Below are 25805 nucleotides of genomic sequence, written 5' to 3'. Positions count from 1 at the left end.
ATTAGTCATAACGATGATGTCCGATAAAAAGAGCCTGTTGCAGCCCATCTCCGTTGAGCAGCCTTGCGGTGTTGATCTGTCGTTCTCCCCCGAATTCGACCTTATTCACGAAGCCCGGCGCGAGGACGATCCCACGATTGACTACGGCGAATGGCAAACGACACTGAAGCAAGCCGACTGGGGTGAGGTAGTCACATGCTGCACGGACCTGTTGCAAACGCGGAGCAAGGACCTGCGGCTGGCGGCATGGTTGACTGAAGCCTTGGTAAAGACCTCCGGGTTGGGTGGCCTGGCTGATGGAATGGAAACAATGGGTTGCCTGCTTGATCGCTTTGGAGGAAGTATCCATCCGCTGACAGAAGACGGAGACCAGGAGCAGCGCATCGGAACGCTGTCCTGGTATGTGGGGCGCATGGCGCAACTGGTACGTGAAATTCCGCTCACCCGTACGGCATCCGGGGATTTTTGCCTTAATGATTACGATTCTGCAATCCATCTGCAGGCCAAGTTGGAGCGGCATGCGGAGCAAGCCTCAGATGCCGAGGGCAAAGTCACAGTTGAGCAGTTTACTGCAGCAGTCGTCCGCACCGACAGGGCGCTTTACGGTGCATGGATTGATGATGCAAGTCGCTGTGGCTTGATGCTGGAAGAGCTGGAAAAGGCGTGTGACCGCTTGTTTGGTAACGATGGCCCCTCGTTTTCTCCACTGGAGAAGAGCATCGATGCAATGCGGCTGCGCCTTCAGGCCATTGCCAACGAGCTGGGTATTTCGGGGGAGGCCCGCGCTACAGAGCCAAGTGCGTCGGCTCGTGCGCATGAAGGCAGCGCGCCAGCAACTGTGCAACCTCGTGTTCACGGCGTCATCGAGACGCGTGCGCAGGCACTGGAGGCCTTGCGCGAGGTAGCAAGATTTTTTCGGAACACGGAGCCGCATAGCCCGGTAGCCTATCTCGCCGACAAGGCCGCGAACTGGGGCGCGATGCCACTGCACGCTTGGCTACAGACCGTCGTCAAGGATCACAGCACCTTGTCGCATATCGAGGAATTGCTCGGGCTGGATCATGGCAAGAGCGGTAGTGACGAGTAAGCCGTTTTCAAACGATGAAAAGGGGCTGTGATGCCCCGCCGAAATAACGCCTTTTCCCTCTGGTTCGACTAGTAGGGCTGCCATGTGAAGTCAGTTCTGCAAGATTGCATAAGGCAAAATCCGAAACCGATTGTCTTCGTATCGATGCGTGGGGACAGGATGTTGTTCCTCCCCCGCGAAAGAGGAGCAACGCCGTTCTGCACGTAAGATGGCGGGCATTATGATAACGGTCAAGCGGAATACGAGCCTGTCAGATTTTTTGTGTGCAAGAGGTCATGAGATGATACCGAAAGGGAACCACCATGACCGTAGTAATGAGCACGACCAAGAAGACCAAGAAACCGAAGGCCCCGAAGCTTTTTCCGGATGAACTGATCGATCAACTGCTGGCGCAAGTCCAGAACAAGGACGCCGAATCGATTCTCGGCGAATCCGGACTGGCGGGCCTGCTTAAAAAACAGCTGGCCGAGCGCATGCTGGCTGCTGAACTCACCCATCACCTCGATGCCGAGGCCAGCCAGGGGCGAGCCGGAAATCACCGTAACGGTTCCAGCCCCAAGACGGTCATCACGCCCAACGGCGAACTGAGCCTGGACATTCCGCGCGACCGGCAGGCGACATTCGAGCCGCAATTGGTGGGCAAATACCAACGCCGCCTGCCCGGTTTCGACGACAACGTCATCAGTATGTATGCGCGCGGCATGAGCGTGCGCGAGATCCAGGGGCATTTGCAGCAACTGTACGGGCTGGACGTCTCACCCGACCTGATTTCGACCATCACCGACGAAGTGCTGGCCGAAGTCGAGCAATGGCAGCAGCGGCCGCTGGAAGCGATGTACCCGATCGTGTATTTCGACACGCTGCGCTTGAAGATCCGGGACGAAGGCACGGTCAGGAACAAGGCGGTGTACCTGGCGCTGGGTGTGCGGGCCGATGGCAGGAAGGAAGTGCTGGGCCTGTGGATCGAACAGACCGAAGGCGCCAAGTTCTGGCTCAAGGTGTTCAACGAATTGAAGAACCGCGGCCTGGAAGACATCCTGATCGCGGTCGTTGACGGCTTGCGCGGCTTCCCGGAGGCGATCGAGGCGGTCTATCCGCAGGCGCAGATCCAGACCTGCATCGTGCATCTGATCCGCAATTCGCTGAATCTGGCGAGCTGGAAGGATCGCAAGGGATTGGCGGCGGCGCTCAAGCCGATCTATCAGGCCGCCACTGCGGATGCAGCAGCGTCTGCGTTGGCGGCGTTTGCCGACAGCGACTGGGGCAGGCAATTTCCGACGGTGCCGGCGATGTGGCAGCGGCAGTGGGAGCAGGTGACCCCGTTCTTTGCCTATCCGCCGCAAGTACGCAAAATCATTTACACGACCAATGCCATTGAAAGCATGCACATGCAGTTGCGCAAGATCGTCAAGAACCGCGGTCACTTCCCGAGCGACGAGGCGGCCAGCAAGCTGCTGTATCTGGCCTTGCGCAACATCGAAAAAGACTGGAAGATGCCGCCCGTCACCTGGAAGCAGGCGGCCAATCAGTTCGCTATCCTGTTCGGCGAACGATTTACGAACGCCCTGCGCTGAGATTTTTTAAACTGACCTCAGCACACAGAATTTCTGACACTACCCCGAATACTGCTCCGACCTGGAACATCGGCGAGCGATGCGTCTTTTGCCTATCGCTTGCGCTGTTCGTCTTCTCGCCGATCATGCTTCTTGTTTCTCCTCGCACAGGGAGAGAACAAGACCCTTTCTTGCCTGGTTAGCCTGTGCGGGCCGCTTCATTGGCCGACGCGGAACTCGATGCGACGATTGCGTTTGCGGCCTTGCTCGGTATTGTTTGAGGCGATCGGCTGATCGGGGCCCATGCCGCTTGTAACAATCAATTCGGGGGAAATCCCCTTGGTCACTAAATAGGTCCTTACAGCATCCGCACGTGCGCGTGACAGCGCGAGATTGCGTGCCGGAGCGCCGGAATTGTCCGTGTGCCCGATCACCTCCACTTTTCTCGCATTGACGTTCTTGAGGGCGAGCGTCATTTCATCAAGGATCTGCTTGCCGGATTCAGTCAGTAACGCGCTGCCGGGTTCAAATTCAATAACGCGATTCGCAAGGGCCTGGTCCAGCACCGCCTGGGTTGCAGCTGTCACCCGAAGACCATTCTTGATGGTGTAGGTCGGGTTCAGGGAACTGGCAAATTTACTCGCAATCTCCTGTCGCAATGCCTCGTTGCCGACCTCGCCGCGTAGAGCGACATTGGTTCCCTCGATGGTCAGCTGGCCTTTGCTGATGGATTTGAGCTGGGGAGTCAACAGCCTCGGAATGTACGTGGCCCAGTTGGGGGGCGCGATAACACCTCCGATGCTTATCCTGTCATCAAGATTCTGTGCGCCATATACCTCCGCAAGACGCGAGAGCAGCGTCGCCTTGGTCGATTCGTCCGCCACTGTGCCGGAAACCACGATACGAGCGGGGATGGCGGTCTGTGCAGCGGCGGACACGGGGATGGATGAGAGCGCACACAGCCATACCAGAGGTGCGAGCAGGGATACGAGTCTGAAGAGATACATGATGAATTCGTGCATGGGGGCTGCGGATAGAGAGGTCATTGCATCGTGGGCCGCTCAGCCGCGGAAACTCTGGCGGAATGTGTCGGACATTTGGCGAAGATTGAGGTCGCCATGTTCGAGATAACTCGATAACTTGAAGATCGCGGGATCCTGGCTGACATAGTCTTCAACCCATGCCGATTGGGCCACGTCGATGAGATGTTCCTGCGCTGCCTGTTCTTCGAACAAGGCGTGGAATGCCGAAGGTGTCGTTCCGTTGAAGGTTACGATCAGTGTTGGCTTGCCATGGTGGATGCAGGAGAAAATGCTTAGCTCGAATTCCGCGCGTTTCAGGAAAACGGAGATGAGCTCCAGCCATAGTGCCTTGACGAGCGACATGCGGCTTGGGTCGCGCGGCAAGGGTAGTGCGATGCCTTTCTGGGGAGGTGTGGCGTAGTTGGTCAGGATTGGCTGCAGCAGGTAACCAAGCGCCAGCACCAGGCGACGCACGGAAGTGTGCCCCTCTGCCATCGAAAGCGCATCTGCCAGCGCTGCGGTGGAAGTGTTGATGAGAAATTGCTCATATGTCCCGATGACATTGGCCACAATGTGTTTCGACTCGAACGGCATGTCGTCGAGTTTCTTCAGCGTGTCGGCGGCGTCGTGGGTTCTTGATGCATGATGCACGAGTGCGCGCTGGTGACTGAGGTGCCGTTCAAGAGCCAGCGGACTGATGGACAGGAATGCCAGCGCCTCGTCCATTTCGAAGAGCGTGGCGGCTATAAATGGAAACCGGCGCGACGACGCATCAGCGCTGGGAATGAGGCAGCCGCTAATAGCGTGCTTGTTGCGGGTTGCAATAAACAGGAAGTCAATGGCGGCGGCATTGTCGTAATAGGCCTTCCAGGTCGGCGCTGCAATCAGCATCTCCATGCCTTGCGCAACCCAGTTGTCGATCAGTGTAATGACGTGGCTTCCGGAGGTGCTTTTAACAAAGTCGCCGCGTGATGCGATCTTCCCGAAATAAATCGAACTGGAACGGTGAGGCCTGACGGCAGTGCTCGCGCTCATGATCTGGTGCGTCTCCATTGGTTTTTTTAGCTGGCACTGCCGGCAACGGTGAGGGGGAGCTGTACGCCGCGCAGCCCGGCCTCAGTGCTGCCGGTGCTGTTGCGTGCATCGCTGATCAGGCGGAATTTGACGGAAACTCGCGTCCCTCCACCATTCCAGGCCATCACAAATTCACCGTTTTCCTGGCGATTGCGCTGCGCAGAGTTGATCAGTTTTTCAAGTCCGAACTGCCCGGGGAAGTTGACAATTTCCACTGATCGCCCATCTGTCGTCAGAGCGGTTATCCTTGCGCCGGGCTGGCCTGCCGGCGACGGCCAGGTGAAGTTGATCCAGTCCTGCTGCCCGTTACGGTAACGCATGACCTGGCCGTCGATTTCTACCGAGTATTCGAGTAACCCAGGGGTGGGAAGAGGCAGTAGCTGGAAATTCGTCTGGTTCTGGGGCGCCGCGCTTGCTGCACCGGGTGCCCCACCTTGGGCGGCAACAAACCGGGCAAGATTGTTCGCGAAGGCCGGGTTGAGCCGGACGCCCATTTCTGCCCAGGTGCGCGAACTTACGGTGTCGCCACGGCGCACGACGAGCGGGCCCATCGAAGTCTGCACGAACCTGGCGATTGCACCGTCCGGGCCAAAGACTTGCCCTATCTCCGAGGCAGTTGCTTCCACGCGCGAATCGGTGGCAAAAGGATATTTCATGCCGAGTGATCTGCTGAACGGCTCATGGACCTGGGCGGCCCAGATACGGTTCAATTCCTGTTCTGTAGGACCAACGATGACGGCAAATGCTTGCATCAGTGGCCGCACTAGCAACGGGCGCACGGTGGCCCGTTCCGTGTCGGACATTCCGGTCAGCATGCTTTCGTCGACATACTTCAGGGCATCGGCCAGTTCGGAATTGCTTCCATCCAGAGTTGCATGCATCAACTCCCGGCTAGCGGGACCGGCATCCCCGGCATTCTTGATTTGGTTGAAACGCGTCCGGACTTTGGAAAGTTGCGCCATGTAGCCGTTCATCAGGGAAGCATCCTTGTTTTCTCCGCGGGTAACCATGAGGTTTGCAATGGCCGCAAATTCTCGCCCGATGACACCCGATTGCCGTTCGCCTGGCTTTGCGGCTGTGAGGCTGATATTGACGGGGGCGGGAGCCTGTCGCAGGATCGTCGTGCGGAACCACTCAAGCACGCCGCGTTGTGCGTCCTGCAATCCCCGATTGACAAGCGACGGGTTATCCCATGATGTCTCGCTGTACAACTTTTGTATGAGTGTGTTCAGTGGTGAGGAAACCGGGTCGCCAATCCGGTTCATGGCGATGACGGCCCTGTCGAACGAGCCGAACTCCGCAATCGTGATGCCCTGCATGAACTTCCGCCATTCGCTTGCATATTCGGCCTTGTACATCCGGGTCAGGTCCCGCTGGATCTGCTCGGGGCTTCCTTCCAGCGAAAGATCGTCGCGCGCACTGGTCTTCAGCACCCAGTCGGCACTTTGCAGTTCCTTGTTGCTCGCTTCCCTGATCGCACCCTCTACAAACTGCTCCCATGCATCCCGCGTAAACGCGCCGGGTATGGCGTAGCTGCCGGCGATGATCTCCCTGTTCTCATCACCGACTACGCTTGCTACTGAAACCGCGGGGAAGCGGGTGGAAGCACGCATCTTGATCTCTGTATAAACCCGTTCCCGCGCGGGCGTTCCTTTTACGACGGCACGCAGCGTTTCTCGCGCTTGGTCGACAAGCGCGAGTTTCGTATCAATGAGCGGAAAATCCGGTTCCGGCGCTTGGGCAACATAAAAGGTGATGAGTTTTTCCGCGCTGCGGATCACCTGTTCCCGCGGGGTGTTGCCGCGATTGGTTTCCAGCCAGTTTCGCCAAAAGCGCGTGACTTGGTCACCCATATGACTGCTTTCAATCCTGTCTTTTTGACCGAGCATCAGATATGTTTTCAGCGCGTTGTAGCCGTCTTCCGCATTTGCGGGTGATAAATCTTTGTAAGGAGATGTAGCGGGGCTATTTGGCCTGGCCTCGCTTGTCGCCACGGCATGTGCTATGCCCGGAGCCTGCGTGGGGCGTGCCGAGACATCACGGCGAGAGCCGTTGGCATTGACTTCATTGAGGAAGGTCTCAAGGTTGGCCGTGACCGGTTCCAGCATCACCTGCCGAAGACCAGCGAAGTATTCCGCCCGCAGTTTGTGCTCGATTCGTTCGCCCTGGTACAGGCCGAATCCAAGGGAAATCGGCTTCTCCTCCCTGTAGCGTTGCAACTGCTCCAGCCTGTCTTGCAGGATTTCGAGTGCTTCCAGGCGTGACGCGAGGTCGAACCGCGACTGCTGGATCTTGACTGCTTTATCGAGGTCGGCCTCGATATTGGCGACGTACTGCTGGTTGGCGACAAAGGACCAGGTCCATCCACCGAGGAGGAGGCCGAGTGCAAGGACTCCCCCGAAAAAGCTGGCCTGCCGCAGTAAAAGCTTCTTGCGACTGGCATACTGCCGGACAAGATTCCGGTCTGCGAAGATGACAGAAGAGAATAAGTTCTTCAGGAAGAAGCCCATGCTGGAGCTGATGCTCGCCGTCATCCGCCGCCCTGCGGACAGGCTAAACTGCTGCACAATCCGCTGTCCGGTTGCGTGAGTCGCCACGCCTTCCTGGATTGCGCTGCTGAAGTAGAAACCCCGGAAAATAGGTTTGAACTGGAAGGGGTTCTCTTCGAAAAGAGTTGCGATGAAGGTCCGCAGATGTTGTTTGACCCCGACAAACTCCATCGGGAAGGTCAGGATCCCGGGACTCATCGCCTGACCACGGTTGAGCGACATGCGCGCGCTTCCCAGTTCCTTAAGGCCGTCTGCAAGTGTGTCGAAATGCTGGTCGAAATGCGTGATTGCATTCGCACTGCCGGTGGCATCGTAGGGTAGGGTAGCGCCCCACACCCGGCTGCGTTCCTCCGCATCCGAGTCCTCGAAAAAATCCACGAAGCCGGCGATCAAGTCGACCTTCGTGAACATGACGTATACCGGTGCAAACAATTCGAGACGCTCGGTAAGTTCTTGCACACGCTGGCGCAATTGCTTGGCAAGATTGATCGCGAATTCCGGGCGGTTTCCGGTCAACTCCGCAATGCTGGCGACAATCACAATGCCGTTGATTGGCGCCTTGGGACGGTACTTCCTGAGGAGGTCGAGAAACCCGAACCATTCGCTGCGATCTTCCTCGTGGACCGCATAACGTCCGGCGGTATCGAGCAGGATGCCTTCAGTGGTGAAGAACCAGTCGCAATTCCGTGTTCCGCCTACACCCTGAATGGCCAGATTGCTTTTGTCCGAGAAAGGGAAGTTCAGGCCCGAATTGATGATCGCCGTGCTCTTGCCTGCCGCCGGATTGCCGATGACGATGTACCAGGGCATCTCGTACAAGGCAGCACTTCCCGTTGTCTGGCCGAGCTTGGAGGTCTTGATGGTTTGCACTGCTTCGATCAGGCGCTTGCGCAACATCTCGACTTCTTGCCGTTTGTCGGCCGGAGCATGCTTCACAGCCTCGTTTGCCTGGTCATGGAACATCTTGGCCATGGCGCCGGAGGCTTGCCGGGTTCGCGCCCACGCAAGATACCAGTAGGCGACCCAGACAGCTGCCACGACCGTCAGCAGGCCAACTGTCCAAGCGAACCCAACACGGAGGGAAGAGGCGATCAGGTAGACGGCGGAGAGCGCCAGCACTAATCCAAACACCGACTGGAAACGTGGGTCTTTAACGAAATTGAGTATCCGGTCCATGGAGAACATTGGGTTATGCAGCATGAGGGAGTTGTGTTGAGGTGCCGCTTTCCGCGACGCCGGTGGGGTGCAGGAGTGCGGCAGCGCGCTCGGCCGGATGGCCGACGTTAAAGAGAAGAACTGGGTGCATTGCTTGTTCGGCGGTGATTGCGCCTACGGCGAGGACTCCCAGCGCAGATGCAGCGCCAAGATGACCGCAGGATTCTTCGATGGCCACGCGGTCGCGGATGGCGTCTAGCGTCGGTGCCACGGAAACCATCGCGCCGATGCTTTCAAGTGTGCGGTCGCTGCGATGGTCTGCATCACATATGACAGAGCCGATTGCGTCGCCGGCCAGCTTCGCGGCGTCCAACGCATTGTGGATTGCGCCGCCAAGGACATCAGCCTTCAGCTTCTCTTTGTCCGAGTTATTCCTTTGTGCGCATACGACGGGTGAGAGATTGCACATTGGCTTGATCGACTCGATAGCGAGTGCCTTTTTATTCGCACAAAGTATTGCAAAGGCCGCTTCACCCAGCATGCGACCGTTCGGGCGCTGTGACGAGAATATCAGCCCTTTGGACTCCCATGTCTCCGCAATGCTTGGACACAGATGGGATACGCCAGACAGCAGCAGCAAAGCCTGCGGCAAGTCACGCTCCAGGCCGCTATTTGCCGTCCTGCGGAACTCCTCGGCCAAGGCCAGCGCAATTGGAGCGTCATCTGAAACTAACGCGTCTATCGAAGTTTGCGAAGCGGATATTCCGTATGCGGCAAGCCTGTATGCGATATAAGCGCGTGCACTTCGTACTTCGTCGTCATTAAGTTCGTCAGACAGGAGAAGCTTGACCTGCAGGTTTACTCCACCCGGTGGCGCTGAGCGATCGGGAAGACCGCGAAGAGTCGCCGCCCCGGCATCTTGTTCAGATATCTCGGCCGCACTGGCGAAGGAGCGTGGCCACTCTTCAGACATTTGGGCAAGCACGGAGTCAAGCAGGGCAAGTGCTCGTAGCAGCGCGTCACGCGCTTCGTCCGTCAATTCGCCGGGGGCGTCTGGGGAACCTGTAATTACTGTCGCGAGTGCGGTTTCGACGGCGTCGGTATCAAGTTCTTTTGTTCGTCCGCTGAGCAGTGGAAAACCATGGTCGTCAAGCAACGACTCGTCGGGCGTGGGGCGCGTGCGGCGTTCGTTGAGGAGATCCGGCAATTCGTCCCCGTACGGTGAGAGGCATGTCGAGGCCCATGCACCGACAATGGCAAGGGCGGGGGCATGGTTCTCCTGGTTCTTATCACTTGTCTGGTTATCCGATAATGCAACTTCTGGATTTTGGGCGACTGTCGTGCGACGGGGGGACGCCTTGGCCGTAAGCGCGCGACGAGCGAGAGCGATGGTGAGCAGTAGGGCGATCGGGAGGACAACCATGTGCAGTATGGCGTCGGTCGTACTAACGGCCCGCTGCGTTAACTGCCACCAGAAAATGGCCGCCAGCCATGTTGCGGCAACAATCAGGAATGAAATGGCGAACCAACGGAAGGCGATTCGCAGTTTGCTTGTGAAAGCGTAATTGGACGGCATTGGGATCTTTTGTCAGGGCTGTTGGGGCGAGAAAGCAGCCTGCCCCTGGCATAGCCTACTTGCTGCTCGTCACAACTTGCGACGAGATCAATGTGGCGCCGCATGCGGTGACATCCCCGTGGCGCGCCGCTGGTTTTCCGTCGATGAGAACAGTTGGATCCCCGGTTGCAATGACAGTAACGCCACCATGTCCTTTACGCGGACAAGTGACCTGGTCACCCACTCGGGCGATGCGTTTCTCATGTGTGTCGGTGGTGGCTGCGCCGGTGATGACTTTGCCACCGTGGTCGGTTGCATCTCCAGTCACAATCAAAGGTCTTGTCATAGCGCTGTTGTCAAAGTTGCAAAACGGCGTGGATGATAACGCGAATGGTGTCTTAATGACAATAGTTGCGTACCAAATCGGTTAGCCGGCCTTCTTCGATCGAGGTCTAACTTCAGTGCACTGTTCGCAGCTCGGTGATGTATGGGGTTCAGCCTTTAGCCAACCTCCCGAGAAGACAGCAATGGAACTAGCGATGGGCAAGGAGTTGAGATCTCCGGAGTTCGACATGGCCAAAATCCATCATCTTCCAGCGGCCGCCCCATACCAGCCCTGCTGATTCGGCATACTGCCCATACAGCCGGTAACCTTCCATAGCCCATGGGTCACGCTCGGAGATGATGATTCTGCCGTCACGGTAAAACGCACTGTCCGCGGCAAGCCCGTACTGGTGAAAACTCTGGAACGCACCTGCGTTGGTGACATGCGTCCCCAGCTTCGCGAGCGATGCCTGTCGCTCAGGACTCCGATACCCCTCAAGGAGCACCATGTGGTAGCCGTGATGTGCCATTAGCTGAAAGACAGCCAGGAGGCGCTGGCGGAAGTCCGGATCCAGCGCGCTCCACTCGCGACTTGCGGTAGCGATTTCCTTGCGTTCCGCTTCAAGTTCTCTCGTGATGAACAGGTCGGGCGGGAGCGGGGCGGGCGGGGACAGCCTTTCCCCGAGAAGAAGAGAAGCAATGACTGGATCAATAGGGCGAGGATTTTCTTCGTAAGCCTCCAGGAAAGTTTGCTGCGCCAGTAGCTGGGCGCCAAGTGGCGGAAAGAGAAGCAGCAACAGGGCAATGATGGCAGCATGCCGGTTGCCTGTGATGACACGCCATAACAACCCGCCACCAGCACTCAGGCCGGTAATTAAGAATGTCGCTGCATGCTGTGCACGGTCGATTCGAGCGCGAACTGCCTGAAGGAGCCGGGACGAGAGTGACAGCAAACAGTCGCGGCAATACGCCCGGCGTGCGGAGGAAATGACACACCAGGCTCCCAAGGCGACTGCTGCTACGTACGAACAGATTATGAAAATCAGGAAGTAAGTATCGAGCAAGGGCGAAATGAGAGAGTAAGGATTGGTAACACTTGCAAACAATGCAACATAGAATGTTATTATAAATGCAATTTACCCGAATCCTATTTCCGCTTATTCGTGACTATCACGCCCTCACGTCCGTTGCCAGAGCTCGATTTATGAACAAGACCATACCGACAAAGCCGCACGAAGCCAGTACTTCATTTCGCCCATCTCTGTATACCGGGACATGCGAAACACCGGAAAACGCGACGACTTTTAGCATCCTCAAAGGCATCGAACCACATCGCTCCGGGCGAAGACTAAGGGTCCGCGCAGCGTGGGCAGCTCCATTGATGGCTTTGGCGGCAGTCGGCATGGTTGCCGCACTCAATAATGGGGCTGAGCAGTTGTCTTCGTTCGCCACCCTTTCGACACCGGAACCGCTTCAGGTATTGCGCAAAGATGTCGAACGAAAAGACGTCTCTCCGGTGGTAACGGTAGCAACAGGAACTTCGGGGGAAGCGGAACCGCTCGCAGTCGCCGCTGTTGCGACTATCGTCAGCGAAGAAAGCAAGCCGGAATTGCAATCCGTGGCAGCAACCGGAGCAGATCCAGGCCCGGCCGCAGGTAGTCCGGCACAGCAGCCAACAACGACGGATATTCCTGACGCAGCTGGCGTGATTGTCCTGGCAGAGCCGACGACCGCATCAGGAATGGCCCCGGCAAGCGCTCAGGATGCCAAAGAGAAAAAGCCGAGTGCTTTACATGAGCGAACGACAATTCGCAAAGGGAATGCTGCGGTTGCAAGTGCGAAAGGGGAAAGTTCTACGAAAACCACCGGGAAAGACAAGGACGTCGACCTGATTGCGGCTCTCCTGAATCATGTGTCGAGTGGTTCGAAAGCACCGCCGCCAGAAGGGAAGAGGAAAGCGACCGTCACGTCTGCTGGCACGAGGGCATCGTCGTCTGGGGCAGGTATGAGGCGAGAGCAGAAGGGCGGCGTAAACCGCGACGTAGTCATCGCAGGGCCGGGCGAGACGACTGAATCACTCGTCAACCGGTGCAGGGCCCTGGGCTTCTTTGAGGGGGAACTGTGCCGGCTGCGAATCTGTTCCGGCATGTGGGGCAAGGATGCCGCTTGCCCGAATTCTGCCGGTGACCAGGTCGATTAAGGCTACGCTGAACAAATTGCTGAACAAGTCCCGCGATGGCCGCGCCTGAAATCGAGATGGGGTGCAAGGCGCAAACGTCAGCCATGGCGGGACAATGGCGAGGAATTGCAGCGCCGCGGACCGCCCGAAGTCAGAATGCGCGGCGCGCGTGAACTTGTTCCGCGTAGCCTCAAACCTTCTGATGCGGGACTGGAAGTGTCAGCGTCACTTCCAGTCCGCCATCGCGGTGATTGTGCAGATGTATCGAGCCGTCATGCTGTTCGGCGATATTGCGGGCAATCGTCAAGCCCAGCCCGGTGCCGCCCGTCTCACGCGAGCGGGAATCTTCAAGGCGGTAAAAGGGCTCGAAAACCTTTTCCAGTTCATCCTCGGGTATACCGGAACCATGGTCCCGGATGCGGATGACGGCACATGCGCCTTCGCGTGCAGCAGTTACCTCTGCCGAATGGCCATACTTGACTGCATTGTCGATCAAGTTGGTCAAGCAGCGGCGCAGCGCAATCGGGCGTGCCAGGAGAGAAACATTAGTCGTGCCGGTAACGGCGACGCTCTGTCCGGCATCGGATGCATCGGCGCATACGCTGTCAATCAGTGAATCCAGGTCCAGCCTCTGAACCTTCTCGGAAGAGTCGAGGCTTCGCGCGAGCTCCAGCCCCTCGCGCACCATGCTCTGCATTGCGGATAGGTCGCCGATCAGTTTCTCCCGCAATTCCGTATCGTTCACCTTCTCAAGGCGCAAGCGCAGCCTGGTAAGCGGTGTTTGAAGGTCGTGCGTAATCGCCGCAAGGATATGCGCGCGCTGCCTGATATGGTGACGGATCCTGGCTTGCATCGCGTTGAACGCGGCTGCAGCCTGCCGTATCTCCGTCGCCCCGCGTTCAGGAAGCGGCGGGCGCTCAATGTCGTTGCCGAGCTCGGTCGCAGCGCGTGCCAGCTGTTTCAACGGGCGCATCGTCATACGCGCAACGAGCGCTGCGACGATGCCGATACTTAGCAGGAAAAGGATGCCGTATGTCTGGTAGTCGAGACGGGGCGCGACGGGCGGCGGCGGTGGTGGCAATATCGTCAGCCGAAGGCGTTCGCCGTCCGAGAATGTGACCAGCAATGCTTCGCACAAGGCGCGATGCTCCGGCCTGCGATAGCGGGTGCGCCCGATGCCCGCACAGTCGGTTGCGCTGACCGATGTCGATGAGATGTGAAAATCGTTCGGCAGGCGCTCGGCGAGTAGCGTTGCGAGCTTGGAGCGCGACGCCAGCTCCACGTCGCTCGGGGCTGCCTGTTCTGCGCGCATTCCTACACCGGCCGCAGCCGAGTAGATGAGGGATCGCTGGCCCGAGGGAACCGTCTCGATTGACATCAAGAACTGTGCGACGCGCTCGGCTGCATGGAAATCACGAAAATGCCTCAGCATCTTCTGTCGCTCGCCGAAGGCCAGGCCGAGTGCGAGCACAGTGCTGACAATGACGCCGACAATCAGCACCAGGAAGACACGGCTGGTCATGGAGCGGAATGGGTTCTTCATTCCTTGGCAACCACCGTGGCAAGCACGTAGCCTTCGTTACGCACCGTCTTGATGATCTGCGGAGAGCGGGCATCGTCTCCCAGCTTCTGGCGCAGCCGGCTGATCTGCAGGTCGATGGAGCGATCGAAAGGATCGGCATCCCGGCCCTGCGTCAGGTTCAGCAATTGATCGCGGCTGAGGACGCGGTTGGCATGTTCCACGAAGATCTTCAGAAGGCGGAACTCCGCGCCCGACAATGCCACTACGACGCCGTCCGGATTGACGAGGTGGCGTGCCGTGAAATCCATCGTCCAGCCGGAAAAGCGCACCTGCTGTGGTTCCGGACCTTGCATGTTCGGCGGCAAGGAATGTGTCCGGCGGAGCACGCTGCGGATGCGGGCGAACAATTCGCGCGGCTCGAAGGGCTTCGGGAGGTAATCGTCCGCGCCCATTTCGAGGCCAATGATGCGGTCGAGTGGCTCGCCGCGCGCCGTGAGCATGATGACGGGGATGGTGGAGCGCGTGCGGAGATTGCGACACAGGGTCAGTCCGTCATCTCCGGGCAGGTTCAGGTCGAGAACGATCAGGTCGACACGGTGTTCATCCAGTGCTTTCCACATGGCCTTGCCGTCAGCTGCGATGAGTGCCCTGTAGCCGTTCTTCTCCAGGTATTCGGCGAGAAGAGTGCTGATTTCACGGTCGTCATCGACGACAAGGATTTGGGAAGGCGTTTCCATGGGCGAATTATGAACGGGTTCAGGAGAGGGAAATTTGGCAAATTGTATCGCGGTGTTGCTACCGGCTTGCGCGATACAAGACGATACAGAGAGGGGGCTTCCCGATACGTGTTGCTACAACATTCTTCTTCAGCGACACGCTGCCGATACACAAACGCACCATCATGCAAACCGTGCGAGGAGCACTGTGAAGCACTGAACTTTAGTAAAGGAAAACATGATGAGCATCTTACGTAAGCGTTTGTTGATCGGTCTCATGGCAGCTGGACTCGGGGCCGGCTCTGTTGCGGCAATGGCCGCCAAGCCCGATTGCGGAGGCATGGGCGGGCCGATGGCCTATGGAGAAAGCGGACGTGGCGGTGAGGGCATGAAGGAGCGCATGAAAGCGCGGATGGAAAAGCGCGCAGCCGAGTTGCATGACAAGCTCAAGCTGAATGCGGCCCAGGAGGAGGCCTGGCGAAACTACATCGGGAAGATGAAGCCGGCCGAAATGCCAGCACGACCCGATCGTGCCGACATGGCCAAGCTCAGCACGCCGGAACGCATGGAGAAGATGCAGGCGTTCATGCAGGAGCGGCAAAAGCACATGGAGGCGCGCATCGCGGCAACGAAGGAGTTCTACGCTGCCCTGACGCCGGAGCAGCGGAAGATCTTTGATGAACAGTCCCTCGGCAGGCATGGCCGCCGCGGGACGCGCGGTTAATCCAAGGGAGGTCCATCATCATCAGCGCGTCCGGACGCACAAGCACCCGGACGCTGCCCCAGCCCGTGCGGTGTCTTCCTGGCAGGCGAGTGGCAGCGAGAATCCGCTGCCAATTACTGGCAAATGCGGGCCCTCAGTGCAGCTTGATGCGTGGATTGCGCACACGGTTAATGGTTTCCGCCCATGTGGAAAGCCAAGTGTGGAACCAGCCGTTGACGGCGATCTGGTGATGCTTGTGGAGCCACCAGTACATCCATTTGGCGATATGTCCCTCGATAAAGACGGATCCCTGCGCAATGGCGCCCATCAGGCTGCCAACCGTGCTGTAGTGTCCGAGCGAGACGAGTGAGCCGTAATCGCGGTAGGTAAAGTCCAGCAGCGGTTTACCCTCTAACATCCGGGCAAGGGACTTTGCCAGCGTGGTTGCCTGCTGGTGTGCCGATTGCGCCCGAGGAGGTACATTGAGTTTGCCGGCTTCCTGTGGGCAGGCTGAGCAATCGCCGATGGCGAAGATCGATGGTTCGCGTGTCGTCTGCATGGTGCGCTGAACGACGAGCTGGTTGATACGGTTGGTTTCCAAGCCGTCGATGTCTTTCATGAAGTCCGGCACCTTGATGCCGGCAGCCCATACCACGATTCCGCTGGGAATGAATTTGCCGCTGGCCATCCGAACACCTTCTTTTGATACCTCTACTACCTTCTCGTTCGTGTGTATTTCGATGTCGAGGCTACGCAATTCGCGTGCTACGGCGGCAGAAAGGCGCTCCGGGAGCATCTGCAGCAGACGCGGTGCGGCATCGACGACAACGATCTTCAGGTCCCGCTCCGGGTGAAAGTTCGCCAGCCCATAACTGGTCAGAATTTTTGCGGTCATGTGCAGCTCGGCCGAAAGCTCCACTCCGGTCGCGCCACCGCCGATGATCGTCACGGTAAACCGGCCTTCGCCCGGTCCCTTCGCGCGCGCCTGTGCACGAAGGCAGGAATTGACCAGGCGTTGATGGAAGCGCTGCGCCGCGACCGGCGAGTCCAGCATGATGCTGTGCTCCTTTGCACCCGGCGTGCCGAAGTCATTCGTCTGGCTGCCCAATGCCAATACCAGCGTGTCGTAGCGAACCGACTGCCGCGGCAGGAGCAGTTCACCCTCTTCATCATAGGCAGGGGCGAGATAGATCTCTTTTTGCCCGCGGCAGAGCCCGTCCATGCGGCCGAGGCGGAAGGTAAAGTGGTTGTCCCGCGCCAGTGCCAGGTACTCAAGTTCGTCCGAATGGCTGTCCAGCGTACCTGCTGCGACCTGGTGAAGCAGCGGCTTCCAGAGATGAGTGCGAGCCGCATCGACCAGAATGACATGCGCCTTGTGCGTTTTTCCGAGCCGTTTGCCGAGACGCACGGCGAGTTCGAGACCGCCGGCGCCGCCGCCAACAATCACAATTCTGTGCGCAGGCGCGCCTGACAGCTTTTTCAAACAAATCTCCTTGGTCAAAAGTGGCATGCGGGCGAGGGGAGGTCGATCGCGGGTGCGGATTCTATTGCAAAAAGTTCATCATGCTGTCGTATCGTTGTGGAGGTGAAACACTAAACGGTGCCTGCGGCCAACGTTCTGGAGTAAACTGCGTCCCGTTTGATAATCTGCTCAAAAGCCTGTGCGGTAGCTGGTGAGCGAGCCTGCATGAATCGCTTTACAGGAAATCCAATGAAGATTCTGATTGCGGTAGACGGCTCGAAGTACAGTACCAAGGCAGTCAGGCACGTCGTCAAGCATTTGAACTGGTTCCAGGGAACACCGGAGCTACATGTTTTATATGTGCAGTTGCCGATTCCTCCAGGTCGCGCGCGCTCCTTTCTGGGCGTCGAAGCAATCGAGAGTTATTACCAGAAGGAATCTGAGGCAGCGTTGGCTCCGGCCGAGAGAATCCTGCGCAAGCAGGGCCTGCCTTTCAGAGCAGGCTTCAAGGTTGGTAGTATCGCCGACGAAATCCAGGCTTATGCCAGCAAGCACAAGATCGACATGATCGCCATGGGATCGCATGGCCATGGTGTGCTGCAGAACCTTGTCATGGGTTCAGTAGCGACGAAGGTACTGGCGCTAACCAAGGTGCCCGTTCTGATCGTGCGGTAGACTCGAGTCAAGACCAAAAAATTTTCGGAAACTGCATCAATGTGTCCAGCCAAAATCAAAGTTCACGATTTCCTTTCGCGCCTGCCCCTTTTTAATGAAATTGCGCCGGCAGAACTGGACAAAGTTGCTGCATCCGTAAGTGAAATGCATGTGACCCGCGGCGAAATCCTGTTTCGTCGCGGCGATCCTTGCCTCGGTTTTCACATTGTGATCTATGGCCAGGTGAAACTCGCGTTCACGTCGGCCGATGGCAATGAAAAGGTGGTTGAGATTATCGGTCCGGGCTTCAGCTTCGGCGAGGCGGTCATGTTTGTGGAGAAACCGTACGTCGTGACTGCGCAGGCGCTCGCCGATTCGATGCTGCTGCATGTGCCCAAGAGCGCCGTGTTCCAGGAGATCGAGCGGGATCCGAAATTTGCACGCAAGATGTTGGCAGGGCTGAGCCGGCGCCTGCATGGGCTGATTTGTGACGTGGAAGCGTATTCATTGAGTTCCGGCACGCAGCGAGTCATCGGCTATCTGCTCAAGTCGGAAACGCCGTCCGACGGCGATCAGATCACTCTGCAGGTGAGCAAGACGGTGTTGGCATCCCGGCTGAATCTTACGCCAGAGCACTTCTCTCGCATCCTTCACGACTTGGCGGCCAAGCAGATGATTCAAATCGACGGCCGCACCATCACGATCCTCGATATCGAAAAACTGCGCGCGTACGAAGGGCGTTAGCGCGGATTTGGTCTGGCTGGCATCAACGGTGCAGTCGGCCTGAAAAACTCTTCCAGGAATGGAAAAGACGCGACGGCATCATGTTGTCGTCGCGTCTTTTTGTGGCGCCTGGCTTGCCATCATACGGTGGTAGACGCGGGCAGCCTTCATCAGGTTCATCCACAGCCATGCCGATGAGACGGCAAACGCAATTCCCGCCAGCGATGCCAGCCACCTGGGATATACGACGCTGGCAAACAGAAGCGACAGCGCTAACAGGTGCACCCGGAACTGCTTTTGTGCTACCGCATCCGGGAGAATCTGCTTGACGTTCGGTGCTTTTGCACAGCCTCCCGTCAAACGGTTTTGCAGGTGATACCACACCAGGAACGGCACGATCTTGTAAAGCATGCCGTTGATGACCGAATAGCCGAAGCCGACAATAAACAGTACCCCGAGCGCCAGCGGATAACCGGCGTGTCCAGAGACGGAGGGAAAAAGAACGCCTGTGAACCAGACCGTGGAACAGGCGAGCAGGCTGCCGAGCGACGTGCGCCAGAACATTGTCGTCGCATCCGGCGTTGCCCGCTTTCGTTGCCACAATAAATAGAACGTCGTGCAGCAGAACGCGACGTAGCTGCAAACCAGTGTTGCGGCAAATATGCGCTGCCAGATGCCGGTTTGTGTCGATGTCAGGAGACTGGTTGCCGACCAAAGCACGAGGAGCAGGAAAATCGCCTTGGTGAACCATCGTGTAATGATGCGAGGGTAGGTCGGCGTGACCTGAAACATCGGGACGACCTGATAGGCGACACCGGCAACCAGCAATCCGACCCACCCGAGCAAAGCCCACGCGGCGTGCAGATCGGTAATCTGCATCAATGGCAGCGGCAGCGGCCAGGCAAATCCGCTAGCGGCGGTGGCGCCGAGGGACACGGCGATACCCAACGAAGTAAGCGCAAGGCGAATCGCTGTCAGCATGTCGCTGCCTTGCTGAACGCGCAGTGCGCCTCGCAGTCCGGCAAACACCAGCCAGCCGAAGGCGGCCAGCAACATCGGGATTGCAAGCTTGAATAAAAGAGGTGCGCTTGTAAGAAAACCAGCTACAAGCGCGAGCGTACCGAGCACGAGCAATGCATGGGTCGCGCCGGCTGTCTGGCGGGAGTAGGGGATGACGACACCAGCCACGACCGGCAGCATCTGCAACAGTGCGCCGATCATGCACATGGCGAGGAAGCCGAGGGTTAACAGGTGCGTCAATCCAAGGGTGACCGGAGACCAGCGCGAGACGAATGCGTCCGATCCATGCCACAGGAGCAGGAGCGCCGCGACAATTGCGAATAGCGGTGCTGTCAGGAAGAACCGCAACGGCACCGACAGGGGCGGCGTTTGCTCGAACGTCAGGATGCGTTGCATCAGCTCTTGTCTTTTTCCCAGATCAGGACTTCGTACAGATAATCCTCACGGCTGCTGGTCTGGTATGCGTAGCCATTGTTCTCGAGGATTCTATAGAGCGGTAACGGTTCTCTACCAATTACCACGCGCAGACGTTGTCCCGATGCCAGACGGCTGAGGGCATCGAGAACTCTTTCAAGAGGTTCAGGTGGTTCCAGGCCGCATACGTCGATCTGGACTTCATTTTCATTCAAGCTCATGCCGCAGCGCCGATCTCGTTCATTGCACCGATGATGTCAGGTTGCTTTCCTGACAATACGCGGTCCGACATGACGTAAAGAATGCTCTCTTCCTTCATGTTGTGTTGCTGCATCATGGTGTTGAGGGTGTCGGAATTGCCGAGGAAGTTGTCGACGTCCTGCTGCTCAAGTGCTTCCTGCAACAGAGCGAGGATGGAACGCATCTGCTGATGCTCCATGCGCATCACGCTCGTCGGCCCCTGCGTGCTACCTGTCGCCGCCTCGAATTCCGGAAAGAGAACTTTCTCTTCCATGGTGAAATGCCGCTCCAGCGCACTGCTGAAGTCTTTCAGCGAAGCTTCTGCCTCGGCCCACTGCTTCTTGACTACACTGCTTTCGGCACTTGCAAAAAAGTCATCGCAACGCTTGTGGTCGGTTGCCAAGTACCCGGTAATGGTCTCCATGATTTGCCTTTGTTTATCAAACGGCGCCCATTGTTACATTGGGAGCATTTCAATTTCCTTGACCTGTGTTAAGGATTTCTTGGCTCCCTGTAGCGTAAAGTTCGCTTAAAGTGCTAAAAGGGAGCACAGTGCGGGATTTTATTGTCAAGTCTTTGTTGCTTGACTGAGATCAAACAAATTGCATATAGCTTTTGCTACATTCGCTCGTTGCTTTTGAGTGCGCCTCGGATGATTGAAACTTCGCGCCGCTCATGCCTCATTTCCCGCCTCCTACGCCTCCCTCGGGCCAGAGGGGGCAGCGTAACGGAAGCGGTCGCCGGCTGCTTCCGCAAGACTCAAATTGAAACTCGGAAGGACCGCTGTGCTGCAGACTGCTTTTAGACCACTTATTGTCAGGGGAAAATCCCTGCTTCCGATTGTGCAGGGCGGCATGGGGGTCGGCGTTTCCGCGCACCGGTTGGCGGGTACGGTTGCCAGCCTGGGCGGTGTCGGCACCATTTCCAGCGTTGACCTGCGTCGCCATCATCCTGATCTCATGACGCAAACCGGCAAGTCGCGCAACAAGGCGTTGATTGATCGCGCCAACCTGATTGCGCTGGACCGCGAGATCAAGGCCGCCAAGGCGCTTGCAGACGGGATCGGCATGGTCGCCGTCAACATCATGCGTGCCGTCGCCGAGTACGCCAACTATGTTCGCCAGGCTTGCGAAAGCGGCATCGACGCGGTCGTCGTCGGCGCCGGTCTTCCACTGGACCTGCCCGAGCTGACCACTGAACACCCCAACGTCGCTCTGGTGCCGATTCTCTCGGACGTGCGCGGCATTTCGCTGATCATGAAGAAATGGATGCGCAAGAACCGCCTGCCGGATGCGATCGTGATCGAAAATCCAAAGTTTGCAGCAGGCCACCTCGGCGCAGCCAAGGCGGAAGACGTCAATAATCCGAACTTTGCGTTTCCGGCTGTCCTCGAGGGCACGCAGGAGCTGTTCAAGGAGCTCGGCATCGAGCGTGAGCGTATTCCGCTGATCACGGCGGGCGGCGTGCATACGCATGAGCAGGTGCAGGAACTGTTCGCAATGGGTGCCGACGCCGTGCAGCTTGGTACTGCCTTTGCCGTCACCGAGGAAGGCGATGCACATATCAACTTCAAGAAGGTGCTGGCTGAAGCGAAGCCGGAAGACATCGTCACCTTCATGAGCGTTGCCGGCCTGCCGGCGCGCGGCGTGAAGACGCAGTGGCTCGCGAACTACCTCGACAAGGAAGAAAAGCTGATGCGCAAGGCCGGGCCGAAACCGTGCACGGTTGGCTTCGACTGCCTCGCGCAGTGCGGTCTGCGCGATGGCATCGCCAAGTCGGGACAGTTCTGTATCGATACGCAGCTCGCGTTTGCGCTGCAGGGCGACGTCAAGCGCGGCCTGTTCTTCCGCGGTTCCGAGAAGCTTCCGTTCGGCAGCGAGATCCGTTCCGTGCGCGAGCTGATCGACTACCTGCTCAACGGCGTGCGCCCCGCGAAGGCCGGCGATTCGCTGCCTTCCTCGACGACCGCTTTTGCACCGGCCTAGGCGAGAGCGAGAAACCGGGAACACTCAGATCGATTTAACTTTCATTTAGACGTTGTGACGGAATCAAACACTCAGATGGAATTGGTTTGCCCCGCCGGAAGTCTGCCGGCACTCAAATCGGCAGTCGACAATGGTGCCGATTGCGTTTATCTCGGCTTTCGTGATGCAACCAATGCCCGCAACTTCGCTGGGCTGAACTTCGACGACAAGGCGATTGCCGAAGGCATCCGGTATGCGCATGACCGGGGCCGCAAAGTATTGCTCGCGTTGAATACCTATCCGCAGGCTGAAAACTGGACGCCATGGCGTACTGCCGTGGATCGCGCTGCACAGAACGGGATCGATGCCATCATCCTGGCCGACCCGGCGCTGATGCAGTACGCGGCAAACAAGTATCCCAACCTGCGTTTGCATCTTTCTGTGCAGGGCTCCGCGACGAATCACGAGGCAATCAATTTTTATCACGACCGCTTCGGTATCCAGCGTGCCGTGCTGCCGCGGGTGCTTTCGCTTGAGCAGGTGGAGTACGTCACGAAAAACACCCCTGTCGAAATCGAAGTGTTCGGCTTCGGCAGCCTGTGCGTGATGGTGGAGGGGCGCTGCGCATTGTCTTCCTACGTCACCGGAGAAGCGCCGAATACGCATGGCGTCTGCTCGCCGGCCAAGGCGGTGCGCTGGCAACAGACGCCGAAGGGGCTGGAATCGCGCCTGAACGGTGTGCTGATCGACCGCTATGCCGAGGGTGAGAACGCCGGTTATCCGACATTGTGCAAGGGACGCTTCGACGTCAACGAAGAGAATTACTACGCCATCGAGGAGCCGACCAGCCTGAACACGCTGGAGTTGCTGCCGCAGTTGCTCGCGATGGGCGTGCGTGCCATCAAGATCGAGGGTCGCCAACGCAGCCCCGCATACGTTGCGCAGGTCACCAAAGTGTGGCGCGAAGCGATCGATAACGCCCGCGACAGCGCGCAGCGCTATTCAGTCAAGCCGGCCTGGATGTCGGAGCTCAACAAGGTCGCGGAAGGCCAGCAGCACACGCTTGGCGCCTACCACCGTCCCTGGAAGTAAGGGCCGCGGAGGCCGCGCCTGCGCAGTATCACTCGGTCAATTTTGTTGGAGAACACATTTTGAAGCTGGCACTGGGGCCCATTCTTTATTTCTGGCCGCGCAATACCGTTTTCGAGTTTTACCAAGCCATTGCCAACACGCCTGTCGACATCGTCTATCTCGGCGAGGCTGTTTGTTCTCGCCGTCGCGAGTTGCGGCTGGCGGACTGGATGGACATTGGCGATCTGCTTGCCGCCTCCGGCAAGGAAGTCGTGCTGTCGACACAGGCGCTGCTCGAATCCAAGACCGACATGTCGACCCTGCACCGCGTCACGGAAAACGGGCGTTTCGGCGTGGAGGCGAACGACATGGGCGCAGTACGCTGCCTCTCCGGCAAAGTGCCTTTTACCGCAGGTCCGCACCTGAATGTCTTCAATGCGCCGACATTGCAGTTCATGGCCGAGACCGGCGCCAAGCGCTGGGTCATGCCGCTGGAAATGAGCCGCGCCAGTCTTGAACACATGCAGAAGGACCGTCCGGCCGGGATGGAAACGGAAGTGTTTGCGTATGGGCGCATGCCGCTTGCATTCTCTGCGCGCTGCTTTACCGCACGCCATCACAACCTGCCGAAGGACGATTGCCAGTTCCGTTGCATGGAGTATCCGGACGGCCTTGCATTGAAGACGCGGGAAGGGCAGCACTTTCTTACCCTTAACGGCATCCAGACGCAGTCCGCACTCGTCTACAACCTGGTCAATGAACTCGGCGTAATGCAGGACATGGGTGTGGACGTTGCCCGGATCAGCCCGCAGGCACAGAACACCGAACAGATCATTGGGATGTTCCGCGATGTGCTGGACCAGATGCTGGCGGCAGCCGACGCATTGAAGCAGATGGAGTCCCTCATGCCTGACCAGTCGTGCGACGGTTACTGGCATGGCAAGCCGGGCCTCGACCGGATGGTAGCCTGATCGTTTGCGCGTTCCCCACGCTCCCCAAAAGGGCAGCGGAGTTTTGAACTGAATCGTCAAAAGGTTTTACATGAGCCAAAGCCGTTTTCTCCTGCCAAGCCCGGTCGGCAAGCTGCTGTCCTTGTTGCCGGTTTATCCGGGGTCACTGTTGTTCGCCACAGGTCTGAACTTCACGTTGAGCGGAAACCTGCCGGAGGATGTGCAGCAATCCCTGAGCGGCAAGAAGTTGCGCATCAAAGTGACGGACGCCCAGCTGTCCTTCGACTTCCACTGGGTTGGCGGCCGTTTTGCCGCATGCAGTAACCAGGGGGAGCCAGACCTGACGATCAGCGCCAGCGCCCATGATTTCCTGTTGCTGGCACGCCGCCAGGAAGATCCGGATACGCTGTTCTTCAGCCGACGTCTGTCGATGGAAGGCGATACCGAACTCGGCCTGCTGGTGAAGAACACGCTCGACGCCATTGAATTGCCTGTGTTCGAGCTCGGCAAGCTGGCTCCATCCCGTGTCCTTGGTCGCCTCAAGGCGGGCCCCGGGAGAAGTCAGACTTAACAATAGGCTGTCGAAATACATCTGCGCGGACCAATGCTGCGGCCTGCCGTGCTCTGCGTGCCACACGTACGCATGCGCCCTTGGCCCCAATCTCGGTCCGTTCGCTACGTTTTTCAGCAGCCTGTCAGAACCAAGAACCGAGGAGAGGTGCATCGATGCGAGTCAAGAATCCGGATTTTCCTCTCGTCTATTCTTGCTCCGGCTGCTCCAGCGCGGCACAGACGGCCAACTATGCGGCGCTTCAGCTGGATCGCCGCGGCGTTGCTGAAATGTCCTGCATTGCGGGCATTGGAGGTGATGTCCCCCAGCTACTGAAGATCGCAAAGTCGGGGCGGCCGATCATCGCTCTCGACGGCTGTCCGCTTGCCTGCACACGCAGCACCCTTGCGCGTCATGACCTGCATCCCGACCATTACCATCAATTAAACGAATACGGCGTCAAGAAGCGCGTCCATGTCGACTTTGACCGCGAGCAGGGGGATGCCGTGGTCGAGCGGGTAATCGCTGCTCTGGAATCGGACCGAGTGACTGATTCCCCGGTAGCGCCGGATTGAGTCCCGGCCTTTTTTCATTCGCAGGGTTTTCCGAGTCTCCACAGACGTTATGCCAACTGAAAATGAAGTTGGCAGCGTGATGGCTGACGAGTTTTCCGTTTTCGACAATGAATGGTTTCTTGTCGTTTTTTCCTTCCAGCTGGATCGATCGCACACCTGCATTGCTGCAAAGTGCAGTTTTTCTCATGCAACTCAATGCTTGCAAAAATTTCCCTGAGCTTCTGGGGGATAAGGTAAATCATTGAATCTAGAGGAATCTTTGTGTGGTGCACAATCCCTGACTTTCTTCATTTGGGAAAGGTTGATCCACATCATGTTTTTTCCCCTTCGCAAGTTTGAGAATGCTCAAGAAGTTGTGCGGTACAGAGATTGTCCGCTTTCTCTGACCGAATTTTGATGACAGTCCTAGCTGGAGAAAAAACTAATGGACAAAGGTAAAAAAGCTCAGATCAATCAGGATGATGCACCGCCGATTGCAAATCGTCGGCGTTTTCTCGGCAAAAGCGCTTTGCTGGGACTGGCAGGTGCCGGCGTATCGCTCGGCCTTGCAGGGTGCAAGGAAAACGTAAAAGCTGCTCCGGCGGCAAGCGCTTCGGCAGGCGCCGTATCGCATGGCGCTGCGGGCGACCATGTCGCGCCGGGCCAGCTGGATGAGTACTATCACTTCTCCAGCGCCGGCCACAATGCCGAAGTCCGCGTCATCGGCGTGCCTTCCGGCCGCGAGCTGCGCCGCATTCCGGTGT

23 protein-coding genes and 1 pseudogene are annotated in these 25805 nt (G+C 57.9%); 12 read left to right on the top strand and 12 right to left on the bottom strand.

Going from position 1 to position 25805, the window contains the following annotated elements:
* The first annotated feature begins 13 nt into the window (after nt 1-13).
* Nucleotides 14-1087: a type VI secretion system protein TssA gene (gene tssA, locus ACYVIA_RS21535; protein WP_460844258.1), complete on the top strand. Its 1074-nt coding sequence runs from the start codon at nt 14-16 to the stop codon at nt 1085-1087.
* A gap of 314 nt (nt 1088-1401) precedes the next feature.
* Nucleotides 1402-2661, top strand: coding sequence for an IS256 family transposase (locus ACYVIA_RS21530; RefSeq protein WP_460844290.1), 1260 nt, complete (start codon nt 1402-1404; stop codon nt 2659-2661).
* A 197-nt stretch (nt 2662-2858) separates the two neighbouring features.
* Here the strand turns inward: ACYVIA_RS21530 and ACYVIA_RS21525 are convergent, their stop codons facing one another.
* The 6 genes from ACYVIA_RS21525 to ACYVIA_RS21500 form a co-directional block, all read right to left on the bottom strand.
* Complete coding sequence (locus tag ACYVIA_RS21525) at nt 2859-3662, bottom strand: OmpA family protein (RefSeq protein WP_460844256.1); 804 nt, start codon at nt 3660-3662, stop codon at nt 2859-2861.
* Between the two features lie 39 nt (nt 3663-3701).
* On the bottom strand, nt 3702-4697 hold the full coding sequence (tagF, locus tag ACYVIA_RS21520; protein ID WP_460844255.1) for a type VI secretion system-associated protein TagF: 996 nt from the start codon (nt 4695-4697) through the stop codon (nt 3702-3704).
* 26 nt (nt 4698-4723) lie between these two features.
* A complete protein-coding gene (gene tssM / locus ACYVIA_RS21515; RefSeq protein WP_460844288.1) occupies nt 4724-8461 on the bottom strand; it encodes a type VI secretion system membrane subunit TssM in 3738 nt (1245 codons plus the stop codon).
* A gap of 13 nt (nt 8462-8474) precedes the next feature.
* Nucleotides 8475-10016, bottom strand: coding sequence for a hypothetical protein (locus ACYVIA_RS21510; RefSeq protein WP_460844253.1), 1542 nt, complete (start codon nt 10014-10016; stop codon nt 8475-8477).
* Between the two features lie 55 nt (nt 10017-10071).
* Nucleotides 10072-10341 (bottom strand): PAAR domain-containing protein, encoded by a 270-nt coding sequence (locus ACYVIA_RS21505; protein WP_460844252.1) that lies wholly within the window; start codon nt 10339-10341, stop codon nt 10072-10074.
* Between the two features lie 187 nt (nt 10342-10528).
* Complete coding sequence (locus ACYVIA_RS21500; RefSeq protein WP_460844250.1) at nt 10529-11326, bottom strand: M15 family metallopeptidase; 798 nt, start codon at nt 11324-11326, stop codon at nt 10529-10531.
* A gap of 197 nt (nt 11327-11523) precedes the next feature.
* On the opposite strand from ACYVIA_RS21500, the gene ACYVIA_RS21495 reads away from it, so the two are divergent.
* Nucleotides 11524-12519, top strand: coding sequence for a hypothetical protein (locus ACYVIA_RS21495; protein ID WP_460844248.1), 996 nt, complete (start codon nt 11524-11526; stop codon nt 12517-12519).
* Nucleotides 12520-12688: 169 nt separating this feature from the next.
* On the opposite strand, the gene ACYVIA_RS21490 is transcribed toward ACYVIA_RS21495, so the two are convergent.
* On the bottom strand, nt 12689-14041 hold the full coding sequence (locus ACYVIA_RS21490; RefSeq protein ID WP_460844246.1) for an ATP-binding protein: 1353 nt from the start codon (nt 14039-14041) through the stop codon (nt 12689-12691).
* Complete coding sequence (locus ACYVIA_RS21485; protein ID WP_460844245.1) at nt 14038-14757, bottom strand: response regulator; 720 nt, start codon at nt 14755-14757, stop codon at nt 14038-14040. The genes ACYVIA_RS21490 and ACYVIA_RS21485 overlap by 4 nt, the downstream gene beginning before the upstream one ends.
* A gap of 217 nt (nt 14758-14974) precedes the next feature.
* On the opposite strand from ACYVIA_RS21485, the gene ACYVIA_RS21480 reads away from it, so the two are divergent.
* Nucleotides 14975-15460, top strand: a complete 486-nt coding sequence (locus tag ACYVIA_RS21480; RefSeq protein WP_460844243.1) for a Spy/CpxP family protein refolding chaperone — start codon at nt 14975-14977, stop codon at nt 15458-15460.
* A gap of 133 nt (nt 15461-15593) precedes the next feature.
* Here ACYVIA_RS21480 and ACYVIA_RS21475 read toward each other — a convergent pair whose 3' ends face one another.
* Entirely contained in the window at nt 15594-16949 is a 1356-nt protein-coding gene (locus tag ACYVIA_RS21475) for an NAD(P)/FAD-dependent oxidoreductase (RefSeq protein WP_460844242.1), read from the bottom strand.
* A gap of 201 nt (nt 16950-17150) precedes the next feature.
* On the opposite strand from ACYVIA_RS21475, the gene ACYVIA_RS21470 reads away from it, so the two are divergent.
* Complete coding sequence (locus ACYVIA_RS21470; protein ID WP_460844240.1) at nt 17151-17576, top strand: universal stress protein; 426 nt, start codon at nt 17151-17153, stop codon at nt 17574-17576.
* Between the two features lie 39 nt (nt 17577-17615).
* Entirely contained in the window at nt 17616-18299 is a 684-nt protein-coding gene (locus ACYVIA_RS21465) for a Crp/Fnr family transcriptional regulator (protein WP_460844238.1), read from the top strand.
* A 78-nt stretch (nt 18300-18377) separates the two neighbouring features.
* Here the strand turns inward: ACYVIA_RS21465 and ACYVIA_RS21460 are convergent, their stop codons facing one another.
* The 3 genes from ACYVIA_RS21460 to ACYVIA_RS21450 are packed head-to-tail and all read right to left on the bottom strand — an operon-like array spanning nt 18378 to nt 20376.
* Entirely contained in the window at nt 18378-19694 is a 1317-nt protein-coding gene (locus ACYVIA_RS21460; protein WP_460844236.1) for a hypothetical protein, read from the bottom strand.
* Nucleotides 19694-19933, bottom strand: coding sequence for a DUF2249 domain-containing protein (locus tag ACYVIA_RS21455; protein ID WP_460844234.1), 240 nt, complete (start codon nt 19931-19933; stop codon nt 19694-19696). Before ACYVIA_RS21455 ends, ACYVIA_RS21460 begins: the two co-directional genes overlap by 1 nt.
* The gene (locus ACYVIA_RS21450) at nt 19930-20376 is read right to left on the bottom strand and encodes a hemerythrin domain-containing protein (protein WP_460844233.1); all 447 of its coding nucleotides are present in this window, start codon (nt 20374-20376) and stop codon (nt 19930-19932) included. Before ACYVIA_RS21450 ends, ACYVIA_RS21455 begins: the two co-directional genes overlap by 4 nt.
* 340 nt (nt 20377-20716) lie before the next feature.
* Here ACYVIA_RS21450 and ACYVIA_RS21445 point away from each other — a divergent pair, with 340 nt between their 5' ends.
* The 6 genes and pseudogenes from ACYVIA_RS21445 to ACYVIA_RS21420 all read left to right on the top strand — a co-directional run.
* Nucleotides 20717-21937, top strand: coding sequence for an NAD(P)H-dependent flavin oxidoreductase (locus tag ACYVIA_RS21445; protein WP_460844231.1), 1221 nt, complete (start codon nt 20717-20719; stop codon nt 21935-21937).
* Nucleotides 21938-22012: 75 nt separating this feature from the next.
* A complete protein-coding gene (gene ubiU / locus ACYVIA_RS21440) occupies nt 22013-23008 on the top strand; it encodes a ubiquinone anaerobic biosynthesis protein UbiU (protein ID WP_460844229.1) in 996 nt (331 codons plus the stop codon).
* A 59-nt stretch (nt 23009-23067) separates the two neighbouring features.
* Nucleotides 23068-23958 carry a ubiquinone anaerobic biosynthesis protein UbiV gene (gene ubiV, locus ACYVIA_RS21435; RefSeq protein WP_460844228.1) on the top strand — a complete coding sequence of 297 codons (891 nt, stop codon included), beginning with the start codon at nt 23068-23070 and terminating at the stop codon, nt 23956-23958.
* Between the two features lie 70 nt (nt 23959-24028).
* On the top strand, nt 24029-24508 hold the full coding sequence (gene ubiT / locus ACYVIA_RS21430; RefSeq protein WP_460844226.1) for a ubiquinone anaerobic biosynthesis accessory factor UbiT: 480 nt from the start codon (nt 24029-24031) through the stop codon (nt 24506-24508).
* A gap of 155 nt (nt 24509-24663) precedes the next feature.
* Nucleotides 24664-25062, top strand: a complete 399-nt coding sequence (locus ACYVIA_RS21425) for a putative zinc-binding protein (RefSeq protein ID WP_460844225.1) — start codon at nt 24664-24666, stop codon at nt 25060-25062.
* A gap of 424 nt (nt 25063-25486) precedes the next feature.
* A pseudogene (locus tag ACYVIA_RS21420) lies at nt 25487-25805 on the top strand (TAT-dependent nitrous-oxide reductase); the annotation flags it as partial.

It is taken from the genome of Noviherbaspirillum agri, assembly GCF_054780595.1.
Note: the sequence above shows the minus strand (reverse complement) of the source record. Positions and strands in the feature narration are given on the sequence as shown.

Excerpts from the sequence above, each read along its gene's own strand:
- ACYVIA_RS21525 (WP_460844256.1), bottom strand. The coding sequence starts at position 3,662 with ATGCACGAATTCATCATGTATCTCTTCAGACTCGTATCCCTGCTCGCA.
- ubiU (WP_460844229.1), top strand. The coding sequence starts at position 22,013 with ATGGAATTGGTTTGCCCCGCCGGAAGTCTGCCGGCACTCAAATCGGCA.
- ACYVIA_RS21460 (WP_460844236.1), bottom strand. The coding sequence starts at position 19,694 with ATGCAACGCATCCTGACGTTCGAGCAAACGCCGCCCCTGTCGGTGCCG.
- ACYVIA_RS21480 (WP_460844243.1), top strand. The coding sequence starts at position 14,975 with ATGATGAGCATCTTACGTAAGCGTTTGTTGATCGGTCTCATGGCAGCT.
- ACYVIA_RS21485 (WP_460844245.1), bottom strand. The coding sequence starts at position 14,757 with ATGGAAACGCCTTCCCAAATCCTTGTCGTCGATGACGACCGTGAAATC.
- ACYVIA_RS21490 (WP_460844246.1), bottom strand. The coding sequence starts at position 14,041 with ATGAAGAACCCATTCCGCTCCATGACCAGCCGTGTCTTCCTGGTGCTG.
- ACYVIA_RS21465 (WP_460844238.1), top strand. The coding sequence starts at position 17,616 with ATGTGTCCAGCCAAAATCAAAGTTCACGATTTCCTTTCGCGCCTGCCC.
- ACYVIA_RS21475 (WP_460844242.1), bottom strand. The coding sequence starts at position 16,949 with ATGCCACTTTTGACCAAGGAGATTTGTTTGAAAAAGCTGTCAGGCGCG.
- ACYVIA_RS21510 (WP_460844253.1), bottom strand. The coding sequence starts at position 10,016 with ATGCCGTCCAATTACGCTTTCACAAGCAAACTGCGAATCGCCTTCCGT.
- tagF (WP_460844255.1), bottom strand. The coding sequence starts at position 4,697 with ATGAGCGCGAGCACTGCCGTCAGGCCTCACCGTTCCAGTTCGATTTAT.
- ACYVIA_RS21505 (WP_460844252.1), bottom strand. The coding sequence starts at position 10,341 with ATGACAAGACCTTTGATTGTGACTGGAGATGCAACCGACCACGGTGGC.
- ubiT (WP_460844226.1), top strand. The coding sequence starts at position 24,029 with ATGAGCCAAAGCCGTTTTCTCCTGCCAAGCCCGGTCGGCAAGCTGCTG.
- ACYVIA_RS21455 (WP_460844234.1), bottom strand. The coding sequence starts at position 19,933 with ATGAGCTTGAATGAAAATGAAGTCCAGATCGACGTATGCGGCCTGGAA.
- tssA (WP_460844258.1), top strand. The coding sequence starts at position 14 with ATGATGTCCGATAAAAAGAGCCTGTTGCAGCCCATCTCCGTTGAGCAG.
- ACYVIA_RS21450 (WP_460844233.1), bottom strand. The coding sequence starts at position 20,376 with ATGGAGACCATTACCGGGTACTTGGCAACCGACCACAAGCGTTGCGAT.
- tssM (WP_460844288.1), bottom strand. The coding sequence starts at position 8,461 with ATGGACCGGATACTCAATTTCGTTAAAGACCCACGTTTCCAGTCGGTG.
- ACYVIA_RS21495 (WP_460844248.1), top strand. The coding sequence starts at position 11,524 with ATGAACAAGACCATACCGACAAAGCCGCACGAAGCCAGTACTTCATTT.
- ACYVIA_RS21425 (WP_460844225.1), top strand. The coding sequence starts at position 24,664 with ATGCGAGTCAAGAATCCGGATTTTCCTCTCGTCTATTCTTGCTCCGGC.
- ACYVIA_RS21470 (WP_460844240.1), top strand. The coding sequence starts at position 17,151 with ATGAAGATTCTGATTGCGGTAGACGGCTCGAAGTACAGTACCAAGGCA.
- ACYVIA_RS21530 (WP_460844290.1), top strand. The coding sequence starts at position 1,402 with ATGAGCACGACCAAGAAGACCAAGAAACCGAAGGCCCCGAAGCTTTTT.